The sequence below is a fragment of the Spectribacter hydrogenoxidans genome (assembly GCF_031846275.1).
GTDB lineage: Bacteria > Pseudomonadota > Gammaproteobacteria > Nevskiales > Salinisphaeraceae > Spectribacter > Spectribacter hydrogenoxidans.
Map to the genome: position 1 here is coordinate 133958 of NZ_JAVRIB010000001.1, position 16929 is coordinate 150886.

The window sequence follows — 16929 nt, forward strand, 5'->3', positions numbered from 1 at the left end:
TCCGGTGAGGGAAACTCTGATGCATGCCTACACGGTCATGACGGTGAATCACAGGTTACCATTGGGATCATGACCGTTCTTGGACCACAACCGGCCGCCGACATTCCCGCGCCCCTGCTGGCCGTCGAACAACTGCATGTGCATTTCCCCATGGCGACCAGCTGGCCATGGCAGACCGGCTCGGCCCTGCGGGCGGTCAACGGCATCGACCTGAGCCTGGCCGCCGGGCGGACGCTGGGGGTGGTGGGTGAATCGGGCTGCGGCAAGTCGACTCTGGCGCGGGCCATAACCGGTCTGCAGCCGATCACCTCGGGTCGTCTGACATTCGAAGGCCGGGATGTCACCGACCTGAATCAGGCCGGCTGGCGGCGCCTGCGCCGCGATGTGCAGATGGTGTTCCAGGACCCGCTGGCCAGCCTCAACCCCCGCATGACCATCGGTGAAGTAGTGGCCGAGCCACTGCGCCACCTGTTTCCCGGACTGTCCCGCGCCGAGCGCTGGGACCGGGTGACCGCCATGCTCGAGCGGGTGGGGCTGTCCGGCCACATGGTGAATCGCTATCCGCACGAATTCTCCGGCGGCCAGTGCCAGCGAATCGGCATCGCCCGGGCACTGGTGGTGCAGCCCAGGCTGCTGGTCTGCGACGAGCCGGTGTCGGCGCTGGATGTGTCCATTCAGGCCCAGATCCTGGACCTGCTGCAGGCACTACAGGACGAATTCAACATCGCCATGCTGTTCATCGCCCACGATCTGGCGGTGGTGCGCCAGATCAGCGACGAGGTGCTGGTGATGTACCTGGGCCAGGCCATGGAGGCCGCCGATCCGGACACCCTGTTCGACCGCCCGCACCACCCCTATACCCGGGCACTGATCTCCGCCGTGCCGCGGCCGGACCCGGATTTCGAACGCACCCGCAAGCGCATCCTGCTGGAGGGCGATCTGCCATCGCCGGCCGATCCGCCCTCCGGCTGCGTGTTCCGCACCCGCTGTCCATGGGTGCAGCGGGACTGCGCCGAGACCGTGCCGGAACGCCGTCCGCGCAGTGACGGCCGCGGCGAGGTAGCCTGCCACTACGCGGACGAACTGGCCCGCGCGAGTTGATCCGCGCGGTCGTCCCGCCAGGGCGGCCCGCGCTATAGTCCGGGCATGTCCCGACCACCCCGCCTGCGCCGACTCGGCTCGGCCCTCGTGCTGCTGTTGCTGCTGGCGGCCGGCCTGCTGCTGGCCGGCGACCGCTGGCTGACCTCGCTGGGCGGGGCATTCGCCCATGCCCCGGAGGACGCCGAATGGCTGCTGACGCCAACCACCCGGGCGCTGGTGGAGGCCAGCTATGACGGGCTGGGCGACACGCCGCACGTGGTCGACCACTGGGTACACGTGCTGTCCCGTGGCGACGCCGACAACGGCAATGCCAGCTTCCTCAACCCGGCCGCGGGCGACTTCTGGCCGTTCCGCCATTACGTCGCGCTGCGGCTGCTGCTCGGCGCCGGCGGCGTGCGCGACCGTTCGCATCTGGACGAACGCTATCCGGCCCGTCTGATGCGCCAAGTCCGGAGCCTCCCGCACCCGCATCAACTGCAGATCGTCGGGCTCGATCAGCGTTTCGACCGCGATGGCCAGCCGCAACCCGAGCGGACCCTGGCCTACGTCGACAACGAGCGGGTGGCGGCGCTGGCCGAGCGTTATCCGGATCACCTGCGGGCGGCGGTGTCGATCCACCCCGATCGCCCCCATGCGCTGGCCGAGATCAACCGCTGGGCCGGCCGGGGCATCACCCGCATCGCCTGGATGCCAGCCCTGCAGGGCATCGATCCGGCCGACGTCCGACAGGATTTCTACGCGGCGATGGCCGAGCAGGACATGGGGCTGGTGGTACAGGTGGGCGGCGGCCCCGGGCTGGGCCTGGGTAAGGCCGCGCTGGGCAACCCCGAACGGCTGCGCCCGGCGCTGGCGGCCGGGGTCGAGGTGACCCTGGTGCTGGGCGGGGCGGACAGCCGTTACCCTGATCCAATGGCCGAAGGCAGAACGGTCCCCGGTACCGAGCTGGTGTTGCGCATGTTGCGGGAGCCCGATCTCGAGGACCAGCTGAGTGCGGTGATCGGCGGGGTGGCCACGCGTCAACATTCACACGAGGCCCTGTCCCGCCTGCTACAGGCCCCGGACCTGCACGACCGACTCGGCTATGCCAGCGTCTACCCGCTGCCGGCCATGGCCGTGGCCACCGACCTGGACGGGCTGCGCGACGCAGGATACCTGCCGGACGAGGCCACAGCGTCGCTGCATGAACTCTACGACCTGAATCCGCTGCTGTTCGACTTCGTGCTCAAACGTCAGCTTCGATTGCCGCACACCGACCTGGGCCTATCCACAGCCGTATTCACCGACACTGACAACGAGGCCGTCACCTCCAGGTAACAGGCGGGCGATATAACCGCAGGCCGTTATTCCGTGGAACGGTCCCGCCGGTCATGCCCATCAATCCGAATTTTCCCCGTCCGGTCGATCCGGTACGCCGCCGGCTGCTGCTCGGCGGCCTCAGCAGCGCCGGTGTCCTGGCCGTGGGCCCAGTGCTGTCGGCCTGCGGGGGCGGCAGTGGCGGCGGCCCGACCATCGGCCCGGGCGGTTCGAACAGTTCAGGCGGCGGTGGCGGCACCATCCGCCCGGCCCGGCCGGCCAGCAACATCGCCAATGTGGGTGCGCTGCAGGCGCCGGACACCAACAGCCTGCGGCTGCCGATGGGCTTTTCGTCGCGTGTCATCGCGCGGGCCGACGAGGACCCTACAGGCGGCTCGGGCTATCGCTGGCACACGTTTCCGGACGGCGGCGCCACGTTCGAGCAGCCGGACGGCGGCTGGGTATACGTCTGCAACAGCGAGTTCCTGCCCGGCGGCGTCGGGGCTCTGCGTTTCGACGCCGCCGGCAACGTGATCGATGCCTATCAGATCCAGCGCGGCACTCTGCTGAACTGCGCCGGCGGTCCGACGCCCTGGGGTACCTGGCTGACCTGCGAGGAATACGAGGCGGGGTTCGTCTATGAATGCGATCCCGGCGGCCAGTCCTCGGCCGCCCGGCTGAGCAATCAGCGCCCGGCGATGGGCACCTTCGCCCATGAAGCCGCTGCCATCGACCCCGTTCGTCAGCAGGCCTACCTCACCGAGGACGAGTCGGACGGCGGCTTCTACCGTTTTACACCGGACAACTACCCCGATCTGTCCAGCGGGTTGCTAGAGATCGCCGAGGTGCTGGGTAACGACCCGGCCACCCGGCGACAGGTGATCTGGCACGAGGTGCCCGACCCCAATCCGACGCTGGCGCTGACCAACGAACTGAACGGCGTGCTCGCCGAGATTCCGCTGGTGGGCGACCTCACCGAGCCGGTTCTGGAACTGATCGGCACACCCACCCGCCGACAGGTGGCCAACAGCTCCGTGTTCGACGGCGGCGAGGGCATCGCCTGGCACGACGGCATCGTCTACTTCACCACCAAGGGCGACAACCGGGTCTGGGCCCTGGACACGGCCGAACAAACCATCGAGATCATCTACGACGACGACCTGTTCGCCGACGCCGTGCTCACCGGGGTCGACAACGTGGCGGTGTCGGCCGGCGGCGACGTACTGGTGGCCGAGGACGGCGGCGACATGCAGATCGTGGCAATCACCCCCGAACGCCAGCTGGTACCGCTGGTCATGGTGGTGGATCAGGCCGGGTCGGAAGTCACCGGCCCCGCGTTCTCTCCCGACGGCACCCGGCTCTACTTCAACAGCCAGCGGGGGCCGGCACCCAGCGACAGCGGCCTACCGATTCCGGGCCCCGGCGGCCGTGGGCTGACCTACGAGATCACCGGTCCCTTCTTCGATGGCCCCATCATTAATGGGTAAGCCGCAGCAACGACCGGGCGTTTCCCGTCGCGATCTGTTGCGCGGTGCCGCCGGCGCGCTGGCGGTGACGCCCTGGCTGATCGCCTGCGGCGGTGACGGCGGGCAGGCGCCGGGCTCGGGGGCGATGTTTTCCCACGGGGTAGCCAGCGCCGACCCGCTGGCGGATCGGGTGATTCCGTGGACCCACGTCACTCCGGTGGATTACGGGCCGATGCCGGTCGACTGGCAGATCGCGACCGATGTGGACTTCGACGCCGTCGTCGCCGAAGGCAGCGCCATCGCCGAGCCGGCGCGGGATCATACCGTGAAGATGGACGCGACGGGCCTGACGCCGGACACGGTCTACTACTACCGCTTCTTGGCCGCCGGCACCCGGTCGGCGACCGGACGCACGCGCACGCTCCCGGTGGGCGACACCGAAGGGGTGCGGCTAGCCGCGGTTTCCTGCGCCAGCCTGCCCCACGGCTTTTTCAGCGCCTACCGGCGCATCGCCGAGCGCGACGATCTGAACGCGGTGGTCCACTTCGGCGATTACATCTACGAGTACGGCAACGATCCGGCCACCGAGGGCGACTGGCCGTTGCGCCGCGACGCCGGTCTGCAAGACTACTACGAGTGGATGCCGATCCGGGTAACAGACCCCGCCGACCGCCGCGTGGCCTATCGCCGGTTCCGCTTCGGCGATCTGGTGGGACTGTCGATGCTGGAAACCCGGCTGCTGGCCCGTAGCGAACCCGTCGGCCAGGCTGATGCCGGCGACATCAATGATCCGGCGCGGCAACTGCTGGACGATGCGCAGTTCGACTGGCTGCGTGCCGGTCTTCAGGATTCACGCACCCGCTGGCGGCTGCTGGGGCAGCAGGTGATGATGGGGCAGCTGCGGCTGGCCGGTCTGCCGGAGCTGATGCAGCTGCCACTGCCCGAGCTCGACCGCCTGCTCGGCCAGGTGCCGCTGGTGGGCACCGGTGGGGTGCTGCTCAACCCGGATCAGTGGGACGGTTACCGCGCCGCCCGCCAGCGGCTGTTCGAGTTGTTCGCGGAAACCGGCAACGTGGTGGTGCTGACCGGCGACATCCACACCTCCTGGGCGATGGATCTGCAGCCGGACCCGTTTCCGATCACGGGAGACCTGTTCGGTGGACCGCCCGTCGGGGTGGAGTTCGTAGTGCCTTCGATCACCTCGCCGGGGCTGCCGCAACTGCAGCCGGCGCGTCAGCTGATCCGGGTCAACAACCCGCACATCCGCTATGTCGATCTCGCCGAGCACGGCTACGTGATCGTGGATGTGGACGCACAACGGGTGGAAGCGCAGTGGTGGTATGTCGACGACATTCTCGGGCTCGCGAGCGGCGAGCGCCTGGGTGCGACCATACACACCGAGCACGGGACCAATCGCTTGGCCACCGCCTGAGGCCATTGAATCGGCCGTTTCCGGACCGAATAGTCCACTGCCGCGGACGGCGCAACGCCCGCGCAATCGCGACCCGGAACCGACGGTGGCGTACCGGCAGGCGCTCAGGCGCCAGCCGGTACGGGCAGCGTCAGAACTGGCGGGGGCCGCGTGGCCGGTCTTCGCGGGGCCGTGCTTCGTTGACCCGCAGGTTCCGGCCCTGGAAATCGGTTTCGTTCAGCGCCTGGATCGCGGCTTCGGCCGACCCCTTATCCGGCATCTCGACGAAGCCGAACCCGCGCGAACGGCCGCTTTCGCGGTCGGTAATGATCTTGGCGGAGCTGACCTCGCCATAAGCTTCGAATGCGGCGCGCAAGTCATCTTCGCTTGAGCCCCAGGGCAGATTGCCCACATAGATGTTAATCACAGCAGAATCCCGAATCGCGGCGCCATTGCCCTACGTCGTCCACCGGGGCACGGCAATGGCACGAACCCATCCCCCAGGGGCCGGCTTGTTATGCCGACGCTTCGAGTGTAGCGCTTTTTTCCGTCAAGCAATATGACCGCAAAATGATCTTTGGGCGGCTCTCCGGCAACGCCGGCGATAACCGGTGCCATTACCCACAGCCGGTCGCCACGAGATCAGCCGCAGTTGGGTCGCCGGCCGGCATTTCGGGCCTGCTCGTAAAGCGGCATGGCCTGGGGAATGTTTTCATTCAGCTTGCTGATACGACTGTCGTGACCCGGGTGGGTAGACAGGAATTCGGGCGGCGAGCCGCCACTACCCTGGGCCATGTTCTGCCACAGCTGCACCGAAGCCTGCGGATTGAACCCGGCCCTGGCCATGAGTTCCAGCCCCACCACGTCGGCCTCGCTCTCCTGGGCCCGGGAAAAGGGCAGCAGCACGCCTACCTGGGCACCGAGGCCGAGCGCGGCCATGGCCGCCTGACCCATGCCGCCCTGACCGCCCGCGATGGCACCCGCCAGTTGCAGCGCGCTCTGGGTGGCGAACTGGCTGGAAACCCGCTCGTTGCCGTGATCGGCCAGCACGTGGGCCACCTCATGGCCGATCACGGTAGCTAGCTGGTCCTGATTGCGGCTGACATCGAGCAATCCTGTATAGACGCCGATCTTGCCGCCGGGCAGGGCGAACGCGTTGGCCTGGTCGTCGGCGAAAACGGTGACTTCCCAGGTGCCGCCCGTCTGCTGGGTGATGGCGTCGGCCACGCACTGGACGTAACCGTTGACCCGGCTGGATTGCTCGATCGGCGTTTCTTCCTTGATCTGCTGGTAACTCGCCGCGCCCATCTCGGCCAGATCCGAGGAGGGGAACAGTTTCAGTTGGGGCCGGCCAGTGGGTGAGGTGGCACAGGCCACGGTCACCAGCGCCGTGAGCAGCACCACGATCGGGTTGCGCATCTGCATGATTCAGTCCTAAGCCGATTGCGATCGGTTGAAGTTGGAGTCCTTGACGCATGTCGCGTTCACTCCGGGAGCTTAAGGCATTGGGATGAACCGTGTCTGAACAACCCCGATGACGACCACCGCTGCGGCGGGTCGCCGCCGTGGCGTTACAATCGCGGCCCATGAGCGATGACATCTCCCACATACTCGACGGACTCAATGACGCCCAGCGCGAAGCCGTAGGCGCCCCGCCCGGCCACCGGCTGGTGCTTGCCGGAGCCGGCTCCGGCAAGACCCGGGTGCTCACCCACCGGGTGGCCTGGCTGATTGAGGTGGAGGGCGTCTCGCCGCAGTCGATTCTGGCGGTGACCTTCACCAACAAGGCCGCGCACGAGATGCGCAGCCGCATCGAGCGGCTGGTGCGGGTGCCAGCCTCGACAATGTGGGTGGGCACCTTCCACGGCATCGCCCACCGCCTGCTGCGCCTGCACTGGCGCGAGGCCAAACTGCCGCAGACCTTCCAGATCATCGACAGCGACGACCAGTACCGGTTGGTACGGCGCACACTCAAGAATCTGGAACTGGACGAGGCCCGCTGGCCACCCAGGCAAATGCAGGGCTTCATCAACGGCTGCAAGGAGGAGGGACGGCGGCCGCAGCATCTCGCCGACACCGGGGATTTTGCCCGGGCGCAGATGATCCGCGTCTACACCGCCTACGAAAGCGCGCGCGAATCCGCCGGGCTGGTGGACTTCGCCGAACTGCTGCTGCGGGCTCACGAGCTGGTGCGCGACGACAGGGAACTGCAGGCCCACTACCGCAAGCGCTTCCGCCATCTGCTGGTGGACGAGTTCCAGGACACCAACACCCTGCAGTATGCCTGGATCCGGGTGCTGGCCGGGGACCAGGCGAAGGTGTTCGTGGTCGGCGACGACGACCAGTCGATCTACTCCTGGCGCGGCGCCCGCGCCGACAACATCGTGCGTTTCGCCGACGACTATCCGGATACGCAGACCATCCGGCTGGAGCAGAACTACCGCTCCACGTCGACCATCCTGTCCGCCGCCAACGGCCTGATCCGCCACAACACCGGCCGGCTGGGCAAGGAACTGTGGACCGACGGCGTCGAGGGCGAGCCGATCGACGTCTACGCCGCCTTCAACGAGATCGACGAGGCCCAGCACGTGGTCACCCGCATCCGCGGCTGGCTGGACGATGGCGGCGCCCGGTCCGAGGTGGCCATCCTGTATCGCTCCAACGCCCAGTCGCGGGTGCTGGAGGAGCAGCTCATCCGCGCCGAGATTCCCTACCGCATCTACGGCGGCCAGAAGTTCTTCGAGCGGGCCGAGATCAAGGACGCGATGGCCTATCTGCGCCTGATCATGGCCCGGGCCGACGATGCCGCCTTCGAGCGCATCGTCAACACCCCGACGCGCGGCATCGGGGCCTCCACCGTCGACAAGATCCGCACCCATGCCCGGGCCGAGGCGATGAGCCTCTGGCAGGCGGCCGACGCACTATCCCGTGAGGGCCTGACGGGCCGTGCTGCCAATGCGGTGCGCGCGTTCCTGACCCTTATCGATGAACTCGATACCGAAGTGACCGACCTCGATCTACGAGAGATGACCGAGGTGGTGATCGATCGGAGCGGCCTGAAGGCCCACCACGGCAAGGACAAGTCCGAAAAGGGCGAGGCCCGGGTCGAGAACCTCGACGAGCTGGTATCCGCCGCCCGCGGCTTCGTGGCTGACGAAACCGAACCCGGCGATGCGCTCACCCAGTTCCTGGCGCATGCGGCGCTGGAGGCCGGCGAGAACCAGGCCGGCGAATGGGACGACTGCGTGCAGCTGATGACCCTGCACGCCGCCAAGGGGCTGGAATTCCCCCAAGTGTTCCTGGTGGGGCTCGAGGAGGGCCTGTTCCCGCACCAGCGCTCGGTGGAGGACCCCGACGGTCTGGAAGAGGAACGGCGGCTGGCCTACGTCGGCATGACCCGGGCGATGCAGCGCCTGCATCTGTCGCACGCGGAACTGCGCCGGCTGCACGGCAGCGAGAACCTGTGCGCGCCGTCACGCTTCCTGCGCGAGATTCCCGCCGAGTTCCTGCGCGAGATACGGCCCCAGGCCCAGGTCAGCCGGCCGATGTTCGACGGCAGACGCGGCCTGATCGACACTGGCGCCGGCCCGGACGGCCTCAACCTCGGTCAGCGGGTAGCGCACAAGAAATTCGGCGAGGGCGTGGTGCTGTCGTTCGAGGGCGAGGGCGCCCGCGCCCGGGTGCAGGTCAACTTCGACGGCGCCGGCAGCAAGTGGCTGATGGCAGGGTACGCGAATCTGCAGCCGCTTTAGCCGCGAATCAGGGGGGCGGCGGAACACGCAGGGGCGGCCCCATCTGCTAGGTTGATGCGACGCACCGTTTGGGGGAACCACATGCTGCGCCGCTTTGCGCTGCTCGCACCACTTTTATTACTGGCCACCACCGCCACCGCGCAGACCCTGACCGTGGGCACCAAGATTGCGCCGCCCTTCGTGGTCGAGACCAAATCCGGTGAGCTGGGCGGTATCAGCATCGATCTGTGGGAACGGCTGGCGGGGGAACTGGGGCTGACCTTCGAGTACCAGCGTACGGACATCGACGGGCTGCTGACCGGACTGCAGAACGGCTCGCTGGACGTGGCCGTGGGCGCACTGACCATGACTGCCACGCGCGAGCAAGTGATCGATTTCACCCATCCGTTCCACACCACCGGCCTGGCAGTCGCGGTGCAGCCGGACAGTGCCGGCGCCTGGGGTGCGATCAAGCGATTCGTCTCGATCGAATTCCTGATGGCGGTGCTTGGCCTGCTCGCGCTGCTGCTGGCGGTGGGCCTGGTGGTCTGGCTGGCCGAACGTCGCGCCAACCCGGATGAATTCGGCGGCAGCCCCGCCCGGGGCCTGGGCAACGGCCTGTGGTGGGCAGCGGTCACCATGACTACCGTCGGCTATGGCGACAAGTCCCCGCGTACGCTGGCCGGGCGCGTCGTCGGGCTGGTCTGGATGTTCGCCGCCATCATCCTGATTTCAGGGTTCACCGCGGCCATCGCGACTTCGCTGACGGTTGGCCAGCTTGCCACCCGTATCGACAACGTGGACGATCTGCGCCGGATGGCGGTGACCACGGTGGCCGGCACCTCCAGCGCCGCGGCGCTGGACGCCCGCGGCATCGGTTACTACCCGACGGATGACATCGACAGCGGCCTGGCGGAACTGGCCGCGGAGCGCACCGAGGCGGTGGTCTACGACGCCCCCATCCTGCAGTACGTGGCCAACAACGAGTACCCGCGGCGCACCACGGTGCTGCCGCTGCGCTTCGAGCGCCAGGAATACGCGCTGGCCGTGACCCAGGACAGCCCGCTGCGGGAACGGCTCAACCAGCGCATCCTGGAGATCGTAAACCAGCCGGCATGGGCCAGAACCGTACGGTCGTATCTCGGTGCCGGCGAGCCATAGGAATCCGGCGGCGCCTTAACCCTTGACCCGCATCACCAGGGTATCGATGCCCTTCTCGTCGAGCTTGCGCAGGGTGGCGTTGAGCCGCTCCGCACCGTCCAGCGTCTGCGTGCGGACGCGGTAGACCGTGCGACCTGATTCCAGCCGCACCTCCTCGATGGTCGATTCGATGCCCAGCAGAGCCAGTCCCGCCTTGCGGCGGTCGGCGTCGTCGTGATTGGAGAAGGAACCCACCTGAATGATGTAGCGGCCGGGCTGCTCCACCTTGCGGGTAGTGGTCTGGCTGCGCTCAGTGTCACCACCGGTGTATTCCTCCTCGGGAATCACCACCTCGTAGTTGGGCAGCATTTCGTAGAACGCGAAACGCGGAGACTGCTCCTTCGCCGGTTCATCGGCTGACGTCGGCTCGTCGGCCTGACCGGCGCTGCCAGCGGCGGGAATCTCGATGCCGGCCACCTTCAGACCGCTGCTGCCCGCGGGCCGGCCGAACACATAAATCCCCGCGGCCGCGGTCAGGCCGATGCACAACCCGCAGAACAGCCACACCCACCCGGGAATGCCGGCGGCACGGCTGGTGCGCTTGCGCTTGGCCGCCGGCCGTCTGCGGGGTTTGCTGCCGCCCTTGCTGCTGCGGGTTTTCGCGTAGTCCCGCGCCATTACATCACCTCCGGACTGTTCACCCCGAGCAGCGCGAGGCCGTTGGCCAGCACCTGACGGGTGGCCTGGACCAGCGCCAGCCGGGCGTTGCGCAGGGCCGCGTCCTCGACCAGGAACGGGTGGGCGTTGTAGTAGCTGTGGAAGGCATCGGCAACCTCGCGCAGGAAGTGGGCCAGCGTATGCGGCGCGTAACCCAGCGCAGCCGCTTCCACCACTTCCGGGAACCGCGACAGCTCGGTGAGCAACCGCTGCTCATGATCCGCTTCCAACCGGGCAAGATCGGCGGTGTCCGGTTCGAATTGCTCACCGCGATCCGCAAGCTGGCGCATCACGCTGCAGACCCGGGCATGGGCATACTGAATGTAGTAGACCGGGTTGTCGTTGGACTGCGACTTGGCCAGTTCCAGGTCGAAATCCAGATGCTGCTCGTTGGAGCGCATGACATAGAAGTAACGGGTGGCATCCACGCCGACCTCGTCGCGCAGCTCCCGCAGGGTCACGTACTGACCGGCGCGGGTGGACATGGGCAGCTTCTCCGCGCCGCGATAGAGGATGGCGAACTGCACCAGCTGCACCGCCAGCCGGTCGGCTTCCCCGGTCAGCGCCTGGACGGCCGCCTGCACCCGCGGCACGTAACCGTGATGGTCGGCGCCCCAGATATCGACCAGCCGGTCAAAGCCGCGATCCAGCTTGTTCAGGTGATAGGCGATGTCGGCAGCGAAATAGGTATGGGTGCCACTGGCGCGTACCAGCACCCGATCCTTTTCGTCGCCGAAGCGGGAGGAGGCGAACCAGGTGGCGCCTTCTTCGTCGTAGGTATGACCGGCCACGCGCAGACGCTCGAGCGCGCTGGCCACCGCACCGTCATCCACCAGCGAGCGTTCCGAAAACCAGCGGTCGAAAGACACTCCGAAGGCTGCCAAATCATCGGCAATGTCAGCCAGCTGCTCATCCAGGATCACCGCCAGAAGCTGGCGGAAACCATCCTCGCCCACCAGCTCGCGGGCGCGGGTGATGATGGCATCCAGATAGGCATCCCGATCCCCGCCGGCATCGACGTCCGGCGGCAGGTCAGCGAGTACCTCGCCCACCGCATGGCGAAACGCATCCCCCTGCTCGGCGGCCAGCTGCTCGGCCGCGGTCTGCACGTAATCCCCCTGGTAGGCGCCGGCCGGGAAGGGCAGCTCCTCACCGCGATACTGCAGGTACCGGCACCACAGCGACATCGCCAGGATGTCCATCTGGCGGCCGGCGTCGTTGACGTAGTACTCGCGGTGCACGTCGAATCCGACCGCGGTCAGCAACCGGGCCACGCAATCGCCGTAAGCCGCGCCGCGGCCGTGGCCCACGTGCAGCGGCCCGGTCGGATTGGCCGACACGAACTCGACCATCACCCGGCTGCCGGCGCCGCTGCGGCTCCGGCCATAGTCGGCCCCGGCCGTCAGAATATCCGGCACCACCTGACGGAAGGCCGCCGGCGCCAGACGGAAATTGATAAAGCCCGGACCGGCGATCTCGACGCCGGCGATCCGGTCCGACGCTGGCAACGCCGCCACGATGGCCTCGGCAATCTGGCGCGGCGCCCGGCGGGCCGGTTTGGCCAGCGTCATGGCAAGGTTGCTGGCGAAATCGCCGTGGGCGGGGTCGCGAGTGCGCTCGACGTGCGGCGCGTCGGGCGTGGTCACGTCGGGCAAGGCGCGGGCGGCCGCCTCGGCGAGCATCTGCTGGATCAGGGTCTTCAAGGTGTCGGGCCAACCGGGGGGTGCGCAAGGGGCGCGTAAGTGTAACGGGTGGCCGTGGGGCTGTTAACCGTTGGTGGCGCGGGCTTCCAGCAACTCGAAGAACCGGCCGGTCTCCGGTACCGGCAGGCCGCCGTTATCCAGCGCCGCCACATCCACCACCTGCGCATCCGTGAAACCGGCCTGTTCCAGCGCGGCCGCAGCGTCCTGCTCGTGCTCGAACAACCGGTCGCCGAAATCCCCGCCGGTGAGCTGACCCAGCATCCGCAGGAATAGCGGCACCGCCAGGCCCAGGGAGCGGGCGCGGGCCCGCGGGTTGATGTCGGTGAGATAGGTGCCGCCGCCGAAGCCGCTCAGCAACACGTGGAGATTGGCCCAGGCCCGCGGCTTGTCGGCAAAGCCGAGGTAATCGGTCACCCCCTCGGTGATCGCCATCGCGGTGCCGCGCGCATGGCCGGCGGCGGTCCGCAGGCTGTCGCCGAAGTCGTCGGCCAGCAGATCGGCCGGGACCAACCGGTAGTTGGCGGGCAAGTCGAGCCCCGCCAGCCGGCGACGCTTGGCCACCACCATGCCCGGCAGGTCGGCCTCCACCACCCGCATGGCCGGAAAGGCCCGGGCCAGCGTCAGCCCGCGGGCCGACAGGCCGGCGCCCACGTCGAACAGCAGATCCGGCGACTGCTGGCGGATGCGCTGGCCGATCCAGTGATGCCGCAGCCGCAGGAAGGCCAGAAAATGCCCCGCCGGCTGGCCCAGCCAGCGCATCGGCATCAGCCCGAGCCGCAAGGCGTCATACCCGACGCGACCGGTCCAGGTATCGAAGGCCTCGGCGCCGGGAAAGCCGGCACGCCGCCAGGTCTGGGCGGTCACGTGGGCGGTGGGGGCGATGCGCGGGTTGCCAGTCAAATCAGTTCCTGCGGGTCGACGTCTACCGACCAGCGTACCCGACGGGCCTCGCGCAGACCGCCGGCCGCCGGCAGCCAGGCCCGCAGGAAGCGGTGCAGCGGTGCCCGGCTGGCGGCGTGAATCAGCAGGTGCGCCCGGAAACGGCCGGCGCGGCGTTCCAGCGGCGCCGGCGCCGGGCCCCAGATCGCCACCGCTTCTTCAGCCGAGGACGAGGCCAGACCGGCGGCCGCGGCAAGAAAGCGGGTAGGCGCGTCGGCATCGGGGGCCTCGGCCTGCACCAGGGCGAGATGGCCGTAGGGCGGCAATCCGGCGGACTCGCGCTCGGCCAGGGCTGCGTTGGCGAAGGCGTCATACCCGGATCGCACCAGCGTGCCCAGCAGCGGGTGATCGGGATGGCGGGTCTGGAGCAGCACCTCGCCCGGGCGCTCGCCGCGGCCGGCACGGCCGGCGACCTGGGTCACCAGTTGCGCCATGCGCTCGAACGCGCGGAAATCGGCGGAAAAAAGGCCGTGATCGGCGTTGATCACGCCGACAAATGTCAGGGCCGGAAAATCATGGCCCTTGGCCAGCATCTGGGTGCCCACCAGCACGTCGGTGGTGCCGGCGGCAACGCTGGCGAGCATGCGTTCCAGACTGCCCCGGCGGGCGGTGGTGTCGCGGTCGAAGCGGGCGATCCGGGCAGCGGGCAATCGCGATCGCAGGGCGGCGGCCACCCGCTCGGTCCCCTCGCCCACGGCGATCAGCGTTTCGCCGCCGCAGCCCTCGCACTGCGGCGGCGCCGGGCGGGCCGCGCCGCAGTGGTGACAGCGCAGATGCCGGCCGCCCCGGTGCAAGGTCATGCCGGTATCGCAGCGCCGGCAGGGGGCGATCCAGCCGCAGTCATGGCAGATCATGGCCGGGGCGAACCCGCGACGATTGACGAACAGCAACGCCTGGCCGCCGGCCTCGACATGCTCGTGAACGCGCGCCAGCAGCGGTCGCGATAGCCCCTCCTCCAGCGGCCGGCTGCGCACGTCCAGCAACTGGATCGCCGGCGCCGATGCCCCAGTGGCGCGCGTGGCCAGGCGGGCATGCCGATAGCGTCCGGCCAGGGCGTTGTGCAGGGTTTCCAGCGCCGGGGTAGCCGAGCCCAGCAGGATCGGCACGTCCAGCTGCTGCGCCCGGCGGATCGCCACGTCCCGGGCCGAGTAACGCAGGCCATCCTGCTGCTTGAACGAGGCGTCGTGCTCCTCGTCGATGACGATCAGCCCCAGATCCGGCAGCGGCGTGAATACCGCCGAGCGGGTGCCGAGCACGATCGCCGGTCCGCCGGCCCGGGCCGCCAGCCAGCCCTCGAGCCGCTGCACCGCGGTCATGCCCGAATGCAGCACGATCAGCCGGCCGCCCACGCGGTCGCCGAAGCGGGCCACCAGCTGGGGCGTGAGCCCGATTTCCGGCACCAGCACCAGTGCCTGTCGCCCTTGCTGCAGCGTCGCCTGCAGCAACTGCAGGTAGACCTCGGTCTTGCCGCTGCCGGTCACGCCCTGCAGCAGGGTGACGGCGAAACCTCCGGGGTCGGCGTTGATGGTGTCGAGCGCGCAGGCCTGGTCCGTCGTCAACGGCGGGCCGGGACGGGGCTCGGGCGGCTGCGCCGGGGGGTCACAATGCTCGATCAGCCCCTGTTCGGTCAGGCGCGCCAGAACGGGGGTTGCCCGGGGCAGCAGGCTGCGCAATGCGGATTCGGGATACCCATCCGGCGCCGCCGCAAGCTGTTCCAGCAACTGACGCTGGCGCGCCGCCCGTGGCGGTGCGTCGGTGAGAACCCGTCGGCCTTCACCTGAGAGACGCCAGTGGATAGCGGCCGGGCGCCGCGCGGGCTCGCCGCGACGCAACAGAACCGGTAGGGCGGTTGTCACGGTTTCGCCCAGCGCATGGTGGTAGTAGCGGGCGGTCCACTCGAGCAGGTCGCGCAGATCCGGGCCGAGCAGCGGCGTGTCGTCTATGACCTCGTCAATAGGGCGCAGTCGCGCCGTGTCCACCGCCGCCTTCGCAGCGGTACCGACGACCAGCCCGATCAACCTCCGACGGCCGAAACTCACGCGCACCCGGCCCCCGATGACCGGTGACGGCCCGCTCGCGGGAGGCAGATAATCGAAAGCGCCGTGCACCGGGGTGGGCACGGCCACACGGATGACGCCGGACATGAGCCAAGTGTAGACCAGGCCCGGGCCAACGGTTGTGGATAACTTTGGGGACAAACGGCGGACGCATCGCGCGATTTGCGGAACCTATCTTTTTCTATTGCGGCGATATAGAAAGGCTATTTATATTTTTTCTTTTTAAATCATATAGATAAAAGCCTCCAATAGAATTCCGACGACTGCACTGCCTTGAGGGCCCTAAACCTGCCACCGCACTGGAAATGTGCATAACTCTGACCGGGCGACGATAAACCCTTGGTTGCGCGGAGAAAAAAATCGAACGGTAGATCGTGCCGATCAACTTGGTGCCGGCGCCCCATCGCCCCCTGAATCGGGGCGGTTCCGGGCATCATCGGAGCGTGATATAAGCGTGGTTACCGCTTGAGGTGACACCCGCAACAACGGCTCGACCGTGCAGCGGGTAACGGGGGCACGCTTACCGGATTCTTTCAGGGAGACAATCATGAACCATAAGACAACCGGCGCGCTGGTTGCGCTAGTTCTGGCCACCGCGCCGTGGGCGGCGCAGGCCGGCAAGGCAACCGTGCAGGCCACGGATGACAGTGGCAAGAGCATGAACATGGATTTCGAGTATCGCGGCGACAACCAGCTGCGCATGAGCGTGCCCCAGCAACAGGGCGGGTACATGCTGGTGGACGGCGACGCGGTTTACAGCGTCAGCCAGCAGAACGGGCAGGCCATGGTCATGCGGCTGGACAAGCTGCTGGGTAGCGGCATGCCCGCACCGGCCACGCCCGGCGCCGACGTCGCGGGTATCAGTAAACTGGAAAAGACGGGTCGGACGGAGACCGTGGCTGGCGTCCAGGGCGACGTCTGGATGATGACGTATGCCGATGCGGACGGTCAGACGCGTACCGACGAGATCGTGGTCAGTGAGGATCCGCGGGCGGTGGAGTTTTCGCGCGCGCTGACAGTCATGGGGCAGGCCATGGCCAAGGCCGCCGGCCAGCCGGCACAGAATGATCCGCTGGCCCAGCAGCTGGATGGCAAGGGCATGCTGCGTATGGGGTCGCAGATGCGGGTTACCGCCCTGTCCGATGCTGATCCGGCAGCCGACCGCTTCGCTCTTCCCGCGGAGCCGACCGAAGTGCCGGGCATGGGCGCGCTGGGCGAAATGTTCGGCAAACAGGCCGATCGTCAGCAGCAGCGCACCGAGTCGCGTACCGAGAGTGAAACCAATAACGCCGTCGACAACGCGGTGGACAAGGTACTGGACAAGGCATTCAGCATCTTCGACTGACGCTGATACGCTCGACCTCACCAGGC

Annotated in this window: 13 protein-coding genes; 7 read left to right on the forward strand and 6 right to left on the reverse strand. The window is 67.9% G+C overall.

Features of this window, described 5'->3' with window-relative positions:
* Positions 1-69 precede the first annotated feature (69 nt).
* Genes RM532_RS00700 through RM532_RS00715 form a run of 4 tightly spaced genes read left to right on the forward strand, consistent with a single transcriptional unit; the run spans position 70 to position 5292 of the window.
* Complete coding sequence (locus RM532_RS00700; RefSeq protein WP_311651175.1) at positions 70-1101, forward strand: ABC transporter ATP-binding protein; 1032 nt, start codon at positions 70-72, stop codon at positions 1099-1101.
* Positions 1102-1146: 45 nt separating this feature from the next.
* Positions 1147-2415 (forward strand): amidohydrolase family protein, encoded by a 1269-nt coding sequence (locus tag RM532_RS00705; RefSeq protein WP_311651176.1) that lies wholly within the window; start codon positions 1147-1149, stop codon positions 2413-2415.
* Positions 2416-2468: 53 nt separating this feature from the next.
* Complete coding sequence (locus RM532_RS00710) at positions 2469-3881, forward strand: alkaline phosphatase PhoX (RefSeq protein WP_311651177.1); 1413 nt, start codon at positions 2469-2471, stop codon at positions 3879-3881.
* Positions 3859-5292 carry an alkaline phosphatase D family protein gene (locus tag RM532_RS00715; protein ID WP_311651178.1) on the forward strand — a complete coding sequence of 478 codons (1434 nt, stop codon included), beginning with the start codon at positions 3859-3861 and terminating at the stop codon, positions 5290-5292. Before RM532_RS00710 ends, RM532_RS00715 begins: the two co-directional genes overlap by 23 nt.
* A 130-nt stretch (positions 5293-5422) precedes the next feature.
* Here the strand turns inward: RM532_RS00715 and RM532_RS00720 are convergent, their stop codons facing one another.
* A complete protein-coding gene (locus RM532_RS00720; protein ID WP_349255241.1) occupies positions 5423-5695 on the reverse strand; it encodes an RNA recognition motif domain-containing protein in 273 nt (90 codons plus the stop codon).
* A gap of 218 nt (positions 5696-5913) precedes the next feature.
* Entirely contained in the window at positions 5914-6696 is a 783-nt protein-coding gene (locus tag RM532_RS00725; protein ID WP_311651180.1) for a M48 family metallopeptidase, read from the reverse strand.
* 161 nt (positions 6697-6857) lie between these two features.
* Here RM532_RS00725 and uvrD point away from each other — a divergent pair, with 161 nt between their 5' ends.
* Positions 6858-9023, forward strand: a complete 2166-nt coding sequence (gene uvrD, locus RM532_RS00730) for a DNA helicase II (RefSeq protein WP_311651181.1) — start codon at positions 6858-6860, stop codon at positions 9021-9023.
* An 81-nt stretch (positions 9024-9104) separates the two neighbouring features.
* Positions 9105-10163, forward strand: a complete 1059-nt coding sequence (locus tag RM532_RS00735; protein ID WP_311651182.1) for a transporter substrate-binding domain-containing protein — start codon at positions 9105-9107, stop codon at positions 10161-10163.
* Between the two features lie 15 nt (positions 10164-10178).
* On the opposite strand, the gene RM532_RS00740 is transcribed toward RM532_RS00735, so the two are convergent.
* The 4 genes from RM532_RS00740 to RM532_RS00755 all read right to left on the reverse strand — a co-directional run bounded on the left by RM532_RS00740 (position 10179) and on the right by RM532_RS00755 (position 15645).
* Entirely contained in the window at positions 10179-10820 is a 642-nt protein-coding gene (locus tag RM532_RS00740; protein WP_311651183.1) for an SPOR domain-containing protein, read from the reverse strand.
* Complete coding sequence (gene argS / locus RM532_RS00745; RefSeq protein WP_311651184.1) at positions 10820-12562, reverse strand: arginine--tRNA ligase; 1743 nt, start codon at positions 12560-12562, stop codon at positions 10820-10822. Before argS ends, RM532_RS00740 begins: the two co-directional genes overlap by 1 nt.
* Positions 12563-12625: 63 nt before the next feature.
* Complete coding sequence (locus RM532_RS00750) at positions 12626-13462, reverse strand: class I SAM-dependent methyltransferase (RefSeq protein WP_311651185.1); 837 nt, start codon at positions 13460-13462, stop codon at positions 12626-12628.
* Positions 13459-15645 (reverse strand): primosomal protein N', encoded by a 2187-nt coding sequence (locus tag RM532_RS00755; protein WP_311651186.1) that lies wholly within the window; start codon positions 15643-15645, stop codon positions 13459-13461. Before RM532_RS00755 ends, RM532_RS00750 begins: the two co-directional genes overlap by 4 nt.
* Positions 15646-16105: 460 nt before the next feature.
* On the opposite strand from RM532_RS00755, the gene RM532_RS00760 reads away from it, so the two are divergent.
* Positions 16106-16903 carry a hypothetical protein gene (locus tag RM532_RS00760; RefSeq protein ID WP_311651187.1) on the forward strand — a complete coding sequence of 266 codons (798 nt, stop codon included), beginning with the start codon at positions 16106-16108 and terminating at the stop codon, positions 16901-16903.
* Positions 16904-16929 lie beyond the last annotated feature (26 nt).

Excerpts from the sequence above, each read along its gene's own strand:
- RM532_RS00725 (WP_311651180.1), bottom strand. The coding sequence starts at position 6,696 with ATGCAGATGCGCAACCCGATCGTGGTGCTGCTCACGGCGCTGGTGACC.
- RM532_RS00715 (WP_311651178.1), top strand. The coding sequence starts at position 3,859 with ATGGCCCCATCATTAATGGGTAAGCCGCAGCAACGACCGGGCGTTTCC.
- RM532_RS00760 (WP_311651187.1), top strand. The coding sequence starts at position 16,106 with ATGAACCATAAGACAACCGGCGCGCTGGTTGCGCTAGTTCTGGCCACC.
- RM532_RS00705 (WP_311651176.1), top strand. The coding sequence starts at position 1,147 with ATGTCCCGACCACCCCGCCTGCGCCGACTCGGCTCGGCCCTCGTGCTG.
- RM532_RS00700 (WP_311651175.1), top strand. The coding sequence starts at position 70 with ATGACCGTTCTTGGACCACAACCGGCCGCCGACATTCCCGCGCCCCTG.
- RM532_RS00755 (WP_311651186.1), bottom strand. The coding sequence starts at position 15,645 with ATGTCCGGCGTCATCCGTGTGGCCGTGCCCACCCCGGTGCACGGCGCT.
- RM532_RS00710 (WP_311651177.1), top strand. The coding sequence starts at position 2,469 with ATGCCCATCAATCCGAATTTTCCCCGTCCGGTCGATCCGGTACGCCGC.
- RM532_RS00735 (WP_311651182.1), top strand. The coding sequence starts at position 9,105 with ATGCTGCGCCGCTTTGCGCTGCTCGCACCACTTTTATTACTGGCCACC.
- RM532_RS00740 (WP_311651183.1), bottom strand. The coding sequence starts at position 10,820 with ATGGCGCGGGACTACGCGAAAACCCGCAGCAGCAAGGGCGGCAGCAAA.
- uvrD (WP_311651181.1), top strand. The coding sequence starts at position 6,858 with ATGAGCGATGACATCTCCCACATACTCGACGGACTCAATGACGCCCAG.